The organism is Photorhabdus caribbeanensis (genome assembly GCF_018448885.1).
Lineage (GTDB): Bacteria > Pseudomonadota > Gammaproteobacteria > Enterobacterales > Enterobacteriaceae > Photorhabdus > Photorhabdus caribbeanensis.
Genome location: NZ_RCWB01000024.1, coordinates 1 through 15,240 on the forward strand (window position 1 = coordinate 1; position 15,240 = coordinate 15,240).

Annotated in this window: 5 protein-coding genes and 1 other annotated feature (1 of these 6 only partly in view); all 5 genes read left to right on the plus strand. The window is 49.1% G+C overall.

Annotation, left to right across the window (positions count from 1 at the left end; genetic code table 11):
- Positions 1 to 11,552: non-ribosomal peptide synthetase (locus EAE90_RS15680; RefSeq protein WP_214054250.1), on the plus strand; the 11,552-nt coding region annotated here is incomplete at its 5' end.
- 386 nt (positions 11,553 to 11,938) lie between these two features.
- Entirely contained in the window at positions 11,939 to 13,867 is a 1,929-nt protein-coding gene (thrS, locus tag EAE90_RS15685) for a threonine--tRNA ligase (RefSeq protein WP_214054251.1), read from the plus strand.
- 3 nt (positions 13,868 to 13,870) lie between these two features.
- Complete coding sequence (gene infC / locus EAE90_RS15690) at positions 13,871 to 14,410, plus strand: translation initiation factor IF-3 (protein ID WP_071647077.1); 540 nt, start codon at positions 13,871 to 13,873, stop codon at positions 14,408 to 14,410.
- 97 nt (positions 14,411 to 14,507) lie between these two features.
- Positions 14,508 to 14,705, plus strand: coding sequence for a 50S ribosomal protein L35 (gene rpmI, locus EAE90_RS15695; RefSeq protein ID WP_011146889.1), 198 nt, complete (start codon positions 14,508 to 14,510; stop codon positions 14,703 to 14,705).
- A 41-nt stretch (positions 14,706 to 14,746) separates the two neighbouring features.
- Positions 14,747 to 15,103, plus strand: coding sequence for a 50S ribosomal protein L20 (gene rplT, locus EAE90_RS15700; protein WP_214054252.1), 357 nt, complete (start codon positions 14,747 to 14,749; stop codon positions 15,101 to 15,103).
- Positions 15,104 to 15,204: 101 nt separating this feature from the next.
- Positions 15,205 to 15,240 (plus strand) — a sequence feature (Phe leader region); it runs 89 nt beyond the window's last position.

Sequence of the window (15,240 nt, forward strand, 5' to 3'; positions counted from 1 at the left end):
TCACGGTGCTGAATCAGACTCCCAGTGCCTTTAAAGCCTTTATTGCCAGTTATATCGCCAATCCGTTACCGGACTGTTTGCGCTATATCATCTTTGGCGGGGAAGCGCTTGATCCGAGTATTTTGAAACCGTGGTATGCCCTGCGTGAGGAGACATTGCCTCAGTTGGTGAATATGTACGGTATCACAGAGACCACGGTTCACGTCACTTACCGGGCACTGGGTCGCCATGATGCAGAACAGACAACGAGTCCTATTGGCACGCGTATCCCGGATTTAACCCTCTATCTGCTGGATAAGTATGGTCAGCCAGTACCGCTGGGCAGCGTGGGTGAGTTATATATTGGCGGGGCCGGTGTGGCACGGGGTTATCTCAATCGTCCTGAACTGACCGCGGAGCGTTTTCTGGCAGACCCGTTTAGTCATCTTCCAGATGCCCGGATGTACCGCACCGGGGATTTGGCCCGTTACCTGCCGGATGGCAATCTGGAGTTCTTAGGCCGTAATGACCAGCAGGTGAAAATCCGGGGATTCCGCATTGAACCGGGTGAAATCGAAGCCCGGTTGATGGAACACCCGGCGGTGAGTGAAGCGGTTGTGCTGGCGCTCGGAGACGGTCAGGATAAACGGCTGGTGGCTTATGTGGTGGCAGAAGCGGATGAGGGGTTAATTAATCGCCTGCGTACTCACTTAAGTGCGATTTTACCGGATTATATGGTGCCGACAGCATTTGTCTATATGGATGCCTTTCCGTTAACACCGAACGGCAAACTGGATCGCCGGGCGCTACCGGCACCGGGGGAAGATGCCTTTGCCCGTCAGGTTTATGCTGCACCACAAGGGGAAACAGAAACTCTGCTAGCCACTATTTGGAGTGAGTTGTTGGGCATTAAACAGGTGAGTCGGCATGACAGCTTCTTTGCTCTGGGAGGACATTCGCTGTTAGCGGTGCGGATGATTGAACGTCTACGTAGCGCGGGGTTAACACTATCGGTACGTGACCTTTTCCAATTCCCGGTGTTGTCCGCATTTGCCCAAACAGTGGGGCAGTCACAAGCGATGATAGTGCCGGCGAATGTGATCACCTCGGCCTCCACGGCAATCACACCTGAGATGTTGCCATTGATTGATCTAACTCAGTCTGAGATTGACCATATCGTTGCACAAGTGCCGGGTGGAGTAGCTAATATTCAGGATATTTATGCCCTGTCGCCGTTACAAGACGGCATTCTATTCCATCACTTGTTGGCGAATAAAGGCGATCCGTATCTATTGGCCAGTCAGATGGCCTTCGCTGACCGATCGCTGTTGGATAGTTATTTGGCGGTAGTGCAACAGGTGATTAACCGCCATGACATCTTGCGTACTGCTTTTATTTGGCAAGGATTATCCGCACCAGTTCAGGTGGTTTGGCGTCAGGTGCCGCTATCATTGACTGAATTGACGTTGGATACCGTTGATGGACCGATTTATGAACAATTGCTTCAACGTTTTGGCCCGCGTCAGCATCGCCTCGACTTAAGTCAGGCTCCCTTGCTGCGCTTTATGGTGGCACAGGAAACGGATGGTCGCTGGATTGCACTGCAATTGCAGCATCATCTGATTGGCGATCATACCGCAATGGAAGTAATGCACCGCGAAGTTCAGGCGTACCTTACTGGACAAGAAGACAGATTGCCTGCGCCGATCCCTTTCCGCAATCTGGTGGCTCAGGTCCAGTTGGGCGTGAGCCAAGCCGAGCACATTCGCTTTTTTACCGATATGTTGGCAGAGGTGGATCAACCGACGTTGCCATTTGGATTGACAGAGGTACATCGAGATGGTTCGCAGGTGACAGAGTTGCATCGGATGTTGCCCGCCATATTGAATAGCCGCTTGCGTAGTCAGGCTCGGCGTTTGGGCGTCAGTTTGGCGACTTTGTGCCATTTGGCCTGGGCACAGGTCTTGTCGCGTACCAGTGGACAGGAGAAAGTGGTATTCGGCACCGTATTGTTTGGGCGGATGCAGGCAGGACAAGGGGCTGACAGCGGCATGGGGCTGTTTATCAATACCTTGCCGTTGCGACTGGATATGGATGATACCTCGGTGCAGGACAGTGTACGATTAGCCCATACCCGGTTAGCCGGATTGCTGGAGCATGAACATGCTTCATTGACGCTAGCTCAACGTTGCAGTGGGGTTGCTAGTGGTACACCGTTGTTCAATGCATTGCTTAACTACCGGCATAATGCGTTGCCAACAGCCCCAGATGAAACCCTGAATGGTATTGAATTTCTTGGCGCACAGGAGCGTACCAACTATCCGTTTGTCTTGTCGGTGGAGGATTTTGGTGATGCTCTGGGGCTGACGGCTCAAGCAGTACAACCGTTTGAGCCGGAACGGATATGCGGCTATATGCAACAGACACTGGAGAGTTTGGTGGAAGCACTTGAACAGGCGCCGGAAACACCAGTACGGACATTGAATATTCTGCCAGAAGTGGAACGCCAGTTGTTGCTAAAAACCTGGAATGCGACTGAAACTGTCTTCCCTGAGCAATTATGTATCCATCAGTTATTTGAGCAACAGGTGGAGAAAAATCCTGATGCTACGGCTCTGGTGTATGAAGCCCAGACGTTCAGTTATGCGGAACTGAATGCCCGCGCTAACCGGCTGGCCCATCAACTGATTGCGCAGGGTATTGCGCCAGACCAGCGAGTAGCGATTTGTGTTACACGTTCACTGACGATGGTGGTGGGCTTGCTGGCTGTGCTGAAAGCGGGGGGAGCCTATGTTCCATTGGACCCGTCCTATCCAGGGGAACGTTTGACACATATTTTAACCGATGCAGCCCCGGCTATTTTGCTGGCGGATAATGTCGGATGTATCGCATTGGGTGAGGAAGCACTGGCAGGACTCACTGTACTGGACCCGAATGTTTTGCCTGATCAGCCGGACAGTAACCCGCAAGTGACCGCACTGACTGCACAGCATCTGGCGTATGTGATTTATACTTCGGGTTCAACTGGCACACCAAAAGGCGTGATGGTTGAACATCGTGGGCTAATCAATCTTGTCCGGGATAAAGTCGCCCAGTTTAGCATTCACTCGGATAGCCGGATGTTGCAGTTTGCCTCATTGAGTTTTGATGCCAGTGTTTGGGAAATCATGATGGCGTTGGGGAGTGGGGCTTGTCTGGTGATTGCTGTTGATGTCGTCCGTCAGGACCCACTTCGCCTTTGGCATTATCTGGAACAACAGGCAGTGACCCATGCCTGTCTGACCCCGGCCCTGCTCCGGGAAAGGACCGATTTACCGGAAATGACGATAAGACCTACGGTGATACTCGGGGGTGAAGCGCCTAGTGCAATGCTGCTTCAGGCACTGAGTCGTCGGGCGACGGTGTTTAATGCCTATGGCCCGACAGAAATCACGGTGTGTGCGACGACCTGGTGTTGTCCGTCAGACTACACAGATACGATAGTGCCGATTGGTCATCCGACGGCGAACACCCAGATTTATTTGCTGGATACTTACGGCCAGCCAGTGCCGTTGGGGGCAGTGGGTGAGTTGTATGTGGGTGGTGCGGGAGTGGCGCGTGGCTACCTTAATCGTCCTGAACTGACGGCTGAGCGTTTTCTGCCAGATCCATTCAATAGTGAACCCAATGCTCGCTTGTACCGCACTGGGGATTTGGCCCGTTACCTGCCAGACGGCAATCTGGAATTCCTAGGCCGCAATGACCAACAGGTCAAAATCCGCGGTTTCCGTATTGAACCGGGGGAAATCGAAGCCCGACTGATGGAATACCCAACTGTGCAAGAGGCTGTTGTGTTAGTGCTAGGTGATGAGCAGGGTAAACGGTTGGTAGCTTATGTAGTGGCAGAAGCGGATGATGCGCTAGTTAACCATCTGCATACACACTTGAGCGCAATTTTACCGGATTATATGGTGCCGATGGCTTTTGTACGCCTGAATGCCTTCCCGCTGACCCCGAACGGTAAGCTGGATCGTCGGGCATTACCGATACCGGGGGAAGAGGCTTTTGCCCGGCAGATTTACGCTGAACCGTTAGGAGAGATGGAAAGCACATTGGCGGTTATCTGGCGTGAATTACTCGGTGTTAAGCGGATTAGCCGGTATGACAACTTTTTCGCTTTAGGTGGCCATTCGCTGTTGGCAGTAAGGATGATGAACCGGCTGGCGGTGTTGGGGATTGAATTACCGCTGTCCACGCTGTTTAAATTCCCGGCCTTAGCCGATTTTGCTAAAGAGATAAATGTTCGATTTGATGAACAGAGCAGTAAGTTACCAGCTATTATCCCGCTATCCCGTGAGGGTAAATTGCCGTTGTCATTTGCACAACAGCGCCTGTGGTTCTTGGCCCAGTTTGAAGGGGTGAGTGAAACTTACCATATTCCGGTGGCATTGCGTTTACGTGGTTGGCTGGATATCGCTGCCTGGCAGCAAGCGTTTAATACGCTGTTTGCTCGCCACGAAGCGTTACGCTCTGTCTTCGTTGCTGTTGATGGTCAGCCACAGGTAGAGTTGTTGTCGGCAGAATCGGGCTTACCGATGAAAAAATATGATCTGCGGGATGCGCCTGATAGGGATGCGCAGCTTGCGTTTCTGTCTGCTCAGGAAGCTGGGGCGCCGTTTGATCTTGCTCGCGGCCCATTAATTCGAGCCAGTCTGGTACAACTGGCTGACGATGACCACGTTTTCTTGTTGACCTTACATCATATTATTTTTGATGGCTGGTCTGTCAGCGTGTTAATGAGTGAATTGAGCACCCTTTACACTGCTTTCCTTGCAGGGAAATCAGATCCGTTGCCACCGTTAACGATTCAGTATCCTGATTACGCTGCTTGGCAGCATCAGTGGTTGTCGGCTGAACGCATACAGTCCCAATCTGATTATTGGCGCACGAGGCTGGCTGATGCGCCGGTACTGTTGGATTTGCCTACTGACCGGCCACGTCCGCCTCGGCAGTCATTTGCTGGGAATATCTGGCCCGTCAGTCTGGATATGGAGTTAACCCAATCCCTCAAGCATCTGAGTGAACAGCAAGGTGTCACGCTATTTATGACCCTGCTGGCTGGCTGGGCGACAGTTCTATCGCGTTTGTCCGGTCAGGAAGATTTGGTTATCGGTACACCGAGTGCCGGTCGCAGTCGGCAGGAAGTGGAATCTTTGATCGGTTTCTTTGTGAATACGTTGGCGTTGCGGATGGATTTATCTGGTGCGCCAAATGTAGTGGAATTGTTGGCGCGTGTGCGGCAAACCGCGCTGGCGGCGCAGGAACATCAGGATCTGCCGTTTGAACAGGTGGTGGAAATCGTGCAACCACCGCGTCAACTGACGCATACCCCATTGTTCCAGGTGATGTTTGCCTGGCAGAGCAATGAAAGTAAGGATTGGATGTTACCCGAATTGGTCGTTTCACCGGTCGGACAAACTTTTGATAGGGCTAAGTTTGATCTTGAGCTGAGTTTATCTGAGGTGGATGGGCAAGTTGTCGGTTGTCTGAATTATGCCACCACCCTGTTTGATCAACCGACCATTGAACGCTATATGCAATATTTCCATAACGTATTGCGCGAGATGGCAGCTAATCCTCAACAGCCGGTCGGTAAAATTAATATCCTGACCGAAGCGGAACGCAAGCTGTTACTAGAAACCTGGAATGCAACCCAGGCGCTGTATCCTGACCAGTCATGCATTCACCGGCTGTTTGAGCAACAGGTAGAGAAAACCCCTGATGCAGTAGCACTGGTGTATAAAGAACGTATTCTTAGCTATGCGGAATTAAATGCCCGTGCCAACTGGCTGGCCCGCCGGTTAATCGAACAGGGGATACGATCGGATGATCGAGTTGCAGTGCTGTTAGAACGTTCCATTGAGCTGGTAGTGGCTCAGTTGGCTATTCTCAAAGCCGGGGCCGTTTATGTACCTATCGATCCCCGTATACCGGACGAACGGAAAAACTGGTTGATAAACGATTGTTCAGCTCAGTTGTTGCTCACCGATATTCCAGTTGATCTGGCGATTCCTCTGTATTGCTTTGTTGATGAGATGGGCGCCATCAGAACGGAAGATTACCGTAATCCTGATGTACCCCGTTCCAGTACCGAACTGGCCTATATCATGTATACCTCCGGCTCGACCGGCACACCCAAAGGGGTGATGGTGCCGCATCGTGCTGTGGTTCGGCTGGTGATTAATAATGGGTACGCTGAAATCGGGCCGGATGATCGGGTGGCGTTTGAGGCTAATCCGGTTTTTGATGCCAGTACTTTTGAAGTCTGGGCGCCATTGCTCAATGGCGGTGCATTAGTGGTGATTGATCACACCACATTACTGACGCCTAAAGAGTTTGTTCAGGCATTACAGACTTATCGCATTACCGTGCTATGGCTGAGTGTCGGGCTGTTTAACCGACTGGCGGCAGCGTTGTCTCCAGTGCTGCCACAAATCAAGATTCTGATTGTTGGCGGTGATGTCCTTGATCCCCATGTGATGGCGCAGGTTTTGCGTGATGGTCCGCCTCAACAGTTATTGAATGGTTATGGACCGAGTGAAGGCACAACCTTTACCACCACCTACCGTATCACGGCGTTGTCGCCGGGAGTGAGTCGCATCCCCATTGGTCGACCGATAGCCAATACGCGGGTTTATCTGCTGGATGTTTATGGACAGCCTGTACCGCAAGGGGTAATCGGTGAGATTTATATCGGTGGAGATGGAGTGGCTTGTGGCTATCTCAATCGTCCCGAACTGACCGCGGAACGTTTTCTACCGGATCCGTTTAGTGGTGAACTCGATGCCCGCCTGTACCGAACCGGAGATTTGGCCCGTTACCTACCGGATGGCAATCTGGAGTTCCTGGGCCGCAATGACCAACAGGTGAAAATCCGTGGTTTCCGCATTGAGCCGGGGGAAATCGAGGTCCGGCTAATGGAACATCCGGCGGTGAGTAAAGCGGTTGTATTGGTGCTGGGGGATGGTCAGGACAAACGATTGGTGGCTTATGTGGAGGCAGAAGCGGATGAAGAGTTGGTTAATCACTTGCGTACTCATCTGAGTGCCATTTTACCGGATTATATGGTGCCAGCCGCGTTTGTACGTCTGGATTCCTTCCCACTGACGCCTAATGGCAAGTTAGATCGTCGGGCGTTGCCGCCACCGGAAGAAGAAGCGTTTGCCCGTCAGGTTTATGAGGCGCCGCAAGGGGTGATAGAAACCACATTGGCCACTATTTGGAGTGAGTTGTTGGGTATTGAACAAGTCAGTCGGCATGACAGTTTCTTTGCGTTGGGTGGTCATTCATTGTTGGCGATACAGATGATTGAGCGTCTGCGTAATGCGGGGTTAACGTTGGCGGTGCGTGATCTGTTCCAATCTCCGGTGCTGTCGGCATTTGCTCAAACAGTAGGACAGTCTCGGGCGGCGGTGGTACCGGCGAATGTCATCATTCCAGAGACCACAACACTTACACCTGAGATGTTGCCATTGATTGAGCTGACCCAACCTGAAATTGACCATATCGTGAAACAAGTGCCGGGGGGCGTGGCTAATATTCAGGATATCTATGCCCTGTCACCGTTACAGGATGGCATCCTATTCCACCATTTATTGGCGAATAAGGGCGATCCATATCTGCTGGCCTATCCGATGAGTTTTGCTGATCGTTCGTTGCTGGATTGTTATTTGGCGGCAGTGCAACAGGTGATTGATCGCCATGATATTTTGCGTACTGCTTTTGTCTGGCAAGGATTATCAGTTCCGGCTCAGGTAGTCTGGCGTAAGGCGCTGTTATCAGTGACTGAATTGACGTTGGAGCCCGCAGATGGACCGGTTGGTGAACAACTGGCTCAACGTTTTGACCCGCGTCAGCATCGTCTTGATTTGGGTCAAGCACCACTGTTACGTGTTGTTATTGCACAAGAAACGGATGGTCGTTGGATCGTATTGCAGTTGCAGCATCATTTGATTGGTGATCATACTGCAATGGAGGTGATGAACCGCGAAGTTCAGGCGTACCTTGCCGGGCAGGGGTATCGCTTGCCTATTCCAACTCCTTTCCGCAATCTGATAGCTGAGGCGCGGTTGGGGATGAGTCAGGCTGAACATACTCGCTTCTTTACCGATATGTTGGCAGAGGTGGATCAACCGACGTTGCCATTCGGATTGATGGAAGTACATCGGGATGGTTCACAGGTGGCACAATCACACCGGATGCTGCCCTCCATGTTGAATGACCGTTTGCGTAGTCAGGCTCGGCGTCTGGGAGTTAGTTTGGCTGCGTTATGCCATCTGGCTTGGGCACAGGTATTGTCACGTACCAGCGGACAGGAAAAAGTGGTGTTCGGTACCGTGCTGTTTGGGCGGATGCAGGCAGGAGAAGGGGTTGACAGCAGTATGGGACTGTTTATCAACACCTTGCCGTTACGATTAGATATGGATGATACCTCCGTTCGGGAGAGTGTACGGGCAGCACATACCCGGCTGATTGGATTATTGGAACATGAGCACGCTTCACTGGCATTGGCTCAACGTTGTAGTGGGGTACAAAATGAAATTCCACTCTTTAGTGCTTTGTTGAATTACCGACATAATGCGCCGGTGATCGTCACGAATGAAGTTACCAGCGGCATTGAATCTCAGGGCGGACAAGAGCGCACTAACTATCCATTTGTGTTGTCGGTGGAGGATTTTGGCAATGCACTGGGGCTGACGACGCAAATTGTTCAACCGATTGATCCGGCGCGGATATGTGGTTATATGCAACAGGCGTTGGAAAGTCTGGCGGAGGCGCTTGAACAGCGGCCGGAGGCGCCAGTACGGTTGCTGAATATCTTGCCGGAAGCTGAGAAGAGGTTGTTGCTGGAGACCTGGAACGCAACTCAGACGTTGTATCCTGACCAGTGTTGTATTCACCGGTTGTTTGAACAACAGGCAGAAAAAACGCCTGATGCGATAGCGCTGATGTATGAAGAACAGATTCTCAGCTATGCAGAATTAAATGCTCGTGCTAACCGGTTGACTCGTCGGTTAATCGGGCTTGGGATCAGGTCGGATGATCGCGTGGCGGTGCTGTTAGAGCGTTCTATTGAACTGGTGGTAGCTCAATTGGCAATCCTTAAAGCCGGAGCCGTTTATGTGCCTATCGATCCCCGGGTACCAGACGAGCGGCAGCATTGGTTGATAAACGATTGTGCAGCCAAATTGTTGCTTACAGATATTCCGGTTAATTTTGATATTCCCCTGTATTGTTTTGCTGATGAGGTGGGTGATATCGAGGCGGAGGATTACCTTAATCTTGACTTACCTCGGTCTAATATCGAGCTGGCTTATATTATGTATACTTCCGGCTCAACCGGTACGCCCAAAGGGGTGATGGTGCCGCATCGGGCAGTGGTTCGGCTGGTGATTAATAATGGCTATGCTGAAATCGGGCCGGATGATCGAGTTGCTTTTGAGGCTAATCCAGCTTTCGATGCCAGTACCTTTGAAGTTTGGGCGCCGTTGCTCAATGGCGGAACACTGGTGGTGATTGATTACGCTACTGTATTGATGCCGCAGGAATTTGTCCAAACATTACAAACTTATCGAGTCACCGTTATGTGGTTGAGTGTCGGGTTGTTTAACCGGCTGGCGGCAGAGTTGTCCCCGGTTCTTCCGCAGCTTAAGATCCTGATTGTTGGCGGCGATATGCTGGACCCGCATGTGATTGCTCAGGTTCTGCGTGATAGCCCACCGCAACAGTTATTGAATGGTTATGGACCCAGTGAGGGAACCACCTTTACCACCACTTACCACATTACGGCATTATCACCGGGGATGACCCAGATCCCCATTGGTCGACCGATAGCCAATACGCGGGTTTATTTGCTGGATACCTATGGTCAGCCGGTACCTCTGGGGGTAGTAGGGGAATTGTATATTGGGGGAGATGGCGTAGCGTGTGGTTATCTCAATCGTCCTGAGTTGACGGCTGAACGCTTCCTTGTTGATCCCTTTAGTGATTTACCTGATGCTCGCCTGTACCGAACCGGGGATTTAGCCCGTTACCTGCCGGACGGTAATTTGGAGTTCCTTGGCCGTAACGATCAGCAAATTAAAATCCGTGGTTTCCGTATTGAGCCGGGTGAAATTGAGGCCCGGCTGGTGGAATACCCAACGGTACAAGAGGCCATTGTGTTGGTGTTGGGTGATGGACAGGACAAACGTTTGGTGGCTTATGTCATGGCGCAACAGGATGAAGGACTGGCTAATAGCTTGCGTACCTATCTGAGTGCCATTTTACCGGATTATATGGTGCCGTCGGCCTTTGTTCGTCTGGATGATTTTCCGTTGACGCCTAACGGTAAATTGGATCGTCACGCGCTACCGGCACCGAACAATGAAGCTTTTGCCCGGCAAATCTATGAAGCGCCACAAGGAGAAACGGAAACCGTATTGGCGGCTATTTGGGGTGAATTACTGGGCGTTGAGCAGGTCAGCCGGTATGACAATTTCTTCGCTTTGGGCGGTCACTCACTGTTGGCTATGCGGATGATAAGTCTTATAGCTAATCATGGACTTATTTGCACATTGAATGATCTGTTTCAATTCCCTGTGCTGTCTGAACTGGCAGCAAAAATGACATCAGATACGTTGTCTCAACCGCGAAACAGGGCAATATCGGCGCGATCTGGTGGAACGGGTCTGCCGTTATTCTTTGTGCCTAGCGGGATGGGTGATTTTTCCTATGTGTTCGGGTTGTCTCAGCAGCTTCATTCAGGCTACCCGATTTATGCATTGCCCTGGCCGTCCATTAGTGAAGAACCGATGTCGATAATGGAAGAGCAGGCGGCAAGAATGATCAACTTTATGAAAGTGGTTCAACCGGAAGGGCCATATCGGATATGTGGCTACTCTTCTGGCGGCATATTGGCTTACGCGATTGCTCAGCAGCTTCTGTATTCCGGTGAGGCAATTAATTTCCTCGGCCTGATAGATACACCAGCTCCTCATTATTACAGGCAGCGGATAGCGTCCCCAAAACTTCAATTTCTTATTGAATTGGTGAGGCAGGCAGAGGATGAGCATATTGAAGAAATTGCGGCACTGTACCGGCGAATTGATGAGTTAAACTTGGTGCAGTTTATTGAAACGGCGCAGAAATTGGCGTTATATCCGGCAAATTTGCGTGCTGATTTAATCGCAAGACGTTGGGAGCAGATAGCAAATTATGCCCAAATAGTTAGAAACTATGAGCCGCAAGTATTGGCGATAACACTGCATCAATTCTACGCAATGGAGCCTTCTCCACCTGTCCCTGTTGTTATGGAAACTAAAGCTATGGAAACTAAGGCTATGGATGTTGAACCACTGCCTTTAAATAGGGACCTGTCGTTAGGTTGGGCGCAGATATTGCCTGATTCTTCGCTTCGGTTAATTCCAATTTCGGGTAATCATTTTAGTCTGTTGGAGAATGATGAAGATAAAGCTGTTTTAGTTCAGGTTTTAAATATGGTGTTGGCAGAGGAGTGTGACGAGAGAATTCAGTCATGGCTTAAAAAAGACTAAATGATCCTGTATCTATATGTATGATAATCCGGCATATGTAATTTATGCCGGATTTGTTCTATGTGTGTCTTGAAGAGCAAGTTATCTGTTTTTCCTCAAAACATATTATTTCATTATAAAATTATTTTTTGTAGTTTGTGCATTTGCATAAATAAGTGCAAATGATGGTACCGATGCTAAACATCGCCGTGACCTGAATGGTTGTTGGTGGTATATTTTCGCGATGTTTTGGTATTGAAGGTAGTCACTTTTTACATTGGGCGCCAATTTTAGTACCAAACTTTAATGGATTGACGAGATAATAATTTAAATCGTTATTTTAGTTGAATATCAAACTCCTTCAAGTGACCTTTCGTGTGGGTCACCACTGTAGATAAGGATTTTAAATGCCTGTTGTTACTCTTCCTGACGGTAGCCAACGCCAGTTTGACCATGCCGTTTCTGTAATGGATGTTGCCTGTGATATTGGTCCAGGTTTAGCGAAAGCATGTATTGCTGGCCGCGTAAATGGTGAGCTAGTGGATGCTTGTGAATTAATCGATTCAGATGCAAATCTTGCCATCATCACGAGTAAAGATGATGCAGGGCTGGAAATTATCCGCCACTCATGCGCTCATCTATTAGGCCATGCGATTAAACAATTATGGCCAGATACGAAAATGGCTATCGGTCCGATTATTGATAATGGTTTTTACTATGATGTTGATATTGGCCGCGCCCTGACGCAGGAAGATATTACGCTGCTTGAAAAGCGTATGTTGGAACTTGCCAAGAAAGACTATGACGTCATCAAGAAAAAAGTGAGCTGGCAAGAAGCTCGTGATACTTTCGTTGCTCGTGGCGAGGATTATAAAGTACAGATTTTGGATGAAAACATCAGTCGCGATGATCGTCCCGGTCTCTATAATCATGAAGAATATATTGACATGTGCCGTGGCCCACATGTGCCAAATATGCGTTTCTGCCATCATTTTAAATTGCAGAAAGTTGCAGGGGCATATTGGCGTGGTGATAGCAACAATAAAATGTTGCAGCGGATATACGGTACTGCGTGGGCTGATAAGAAACAGCTCAATACTTATCTGCAACGCTTGGAAGAAGCGGCCAAACGTGACCATCGTAAGATTGGTAAACAATTAGATCTGTACCATATGCAGGAAGAAGCTCCTGGTATGGCATTCTGGCATAATGATGGTTGGACTATTTTCCGTGAGCTGGAAACTTTTGTTCGGACCAAACTGAAAGAATATCAATATCAGGAAGTTAAAGGTCCGTTTATGATGGACCGTGTAATGTGGGAAAGAACCGGTCACTGGGAAAACTACGGTGAGCATATGTTTACCACTTCTTCAGAGAACCGTGAATATTGCGTTAAGCCGATGAACTGTCCAGGGCATATTCAGATTTTTAATCAAGGCTTAAAATCCTATCGTGATTTGCCGTTACGTATGGCTGAATTTGGCAGTTGTCACCGTAATGAACCATCCGGGGCATTACATGGTTTGATGCGTGTTCGTGGTTTTACTCAGGATGATGCTCATATCTTCTGTACAGAAGAGCAAATTCACCGGGAAGTTAGTAGTTGCATTAAAATGGTGTATGACGTTTACAGCACTTTTGGTTTTGAAAAAATCGTGGTTAAGCTGTCAACCCGCCCGGAAAAGCGCATTGGTACTGAGGAACAATGGAATCAAGCGGAAGCCGCTTTGGCGGCAGCACTACAAGAAAATGGCGTTCAATTTGAATATCAGCCAGGTGAAGGAGCCTTCTACGGACCGAAAATTGAATTTACTTTGCATGATTGTTTGGATCGTGCGTGGCAATGTGGTACTGTGCAGCTCGACTTTTCACTACCAGGTCGTTTGAGTGCGTCCTACGTAGGTGAAAATAATGAACGTAAGGTTCCTGTAATGATTCACCGTGCAGTTCTGGGTTCACTGGAACGGTTTATCGGCATCTTAACTGAGGAGTATGCGGGTTTCTTTCCGACATGGATTGCTCCACAGCAGGTGGTAGTGATGAATATCACCGATAGCCAGGCTGATTATGTACAGGAATTAGTAAAAAAACTTCAAGAAGCAGGCATTCGTGCAAAAGCAGACTTGAGAAACGAGAAGATTGGTTTTAAAATCCGTGAACACACTCTTCGTCGTGTTCCCTACATGCTTGTCTGTGGTGAAAAAGAGGTCGAATCAGGAAAAGTTTCCGTTCGTACCCGCCGTGGTAAAGATTTGGGCAGCATTGATGTTAACGAGTTCATCGAAAAACTGCTTATAGAAATACGCAGTCGCAATCTTCATCAATTGGAGGAATAAGGTATTAAAGGCGGAAAAAGAATTCAAACAGCGCGTCCTAATCGCATTAATGGAGAAATTCGCGCTTCTGAAGTTCGTTTAACAGGTTTAGATGGCGAACAGATTGGCATTGTCAGTCTGAGGGAAGCTCTTGAAAAAGCTGAGGAAGCGGATGTTGATTTAGTTGAAATCAGCCCGAATGCCGAGCCGCCGGTTTGCCGTATCATGGACTACGGTAAGTTCCTCTATGAGAAGAGTAAGTCGATCAAAGAGCAGAAGAAAAAACAAAAAGTTATTCAGGTTAAGGAAATTAAATTCCGTCCTGGTACAGATGAAGGCGACTATCAGGTCAAACTACGCAACCTGATTCGTTTTCTGGAAGATGGCGATAAAGCCAAAATCACCCTGCGTTTCCGTGGGCGTGAAATGGCACACCAACAGATTGGCGTCGAAATGCTTAACCGCATCCGCGACGATCTGGATGAACTGGCGGTAGTTGAATCCTTCCCTTCGAAGATTGAAGGCCGTCAGATGATAATGGTGCTCGCTCCTAAGAAGAAATAGTTAGGCAATCAAGTAATAAGCTCCAGTCGGTTTATCTGGTTGGGGCTTGTTCGCCTGACTAATTCGTTGTAATTCACAATGCGAAGTGGAAATTAAAATGCCAAAGATTAAAACAGTACGCGGCGCCGCTAAACGCTTTAAAAAAACTGCAAGTGGTGGTTTTAAGCGTAAGCGCGCTAACCTTCGTCACATTCTGACTAAGAAATCAACCAAGCGTAAACGTCATTTACGTCCAAAGGGCATGGTCTCCAAAGGTGATCTGGGCCTGGTTGTTGCTTGCTTGCCTTACGCATAAGCAATTTTTAGATTAGAACTCAGAGACGATAGGAGAAGTATATGGCTCGCGTAAAACGTGGTGTTGTCGCCCGTGCACGTCACAAGAAAATTTTAAAGCAAGCGAAAGGTTACTACGGTGCCCGTTCGCGCGTTTACCGTGTTGCCTTCCAGGCAGTAATCAAAGCAGGGCAGTACGCTTACCGTGACCGTCGTCAGCGTAAACGTCAGTTCCGTCAACTGTGGATTGCACGTATCAACGCTGCTGCACGTCAGAATGGTATCTCTTACAGCCGTTTCATTGATGGCCTGAAAAAGGCTTCTATTGAAATCGACCGTAAGATCCTGGCTGACATCGCTGTGTTTGACAAAGTGGCATTTGCTGCTTTAGTTGAAAAAGCGAAGAGCGCTCTGGCATAAGTTAGGGTAGTAAGAGGGAGCGTGCTCCCTCTTTTACTTTGTTGTCAAATGTGGCTTACGAAAATGTCGTTGCCAAAAAAGAGCTTTATTCTGAGAGAACCAACATTATGTCCTTAGCTTTTTTTCGCATCTTTTCT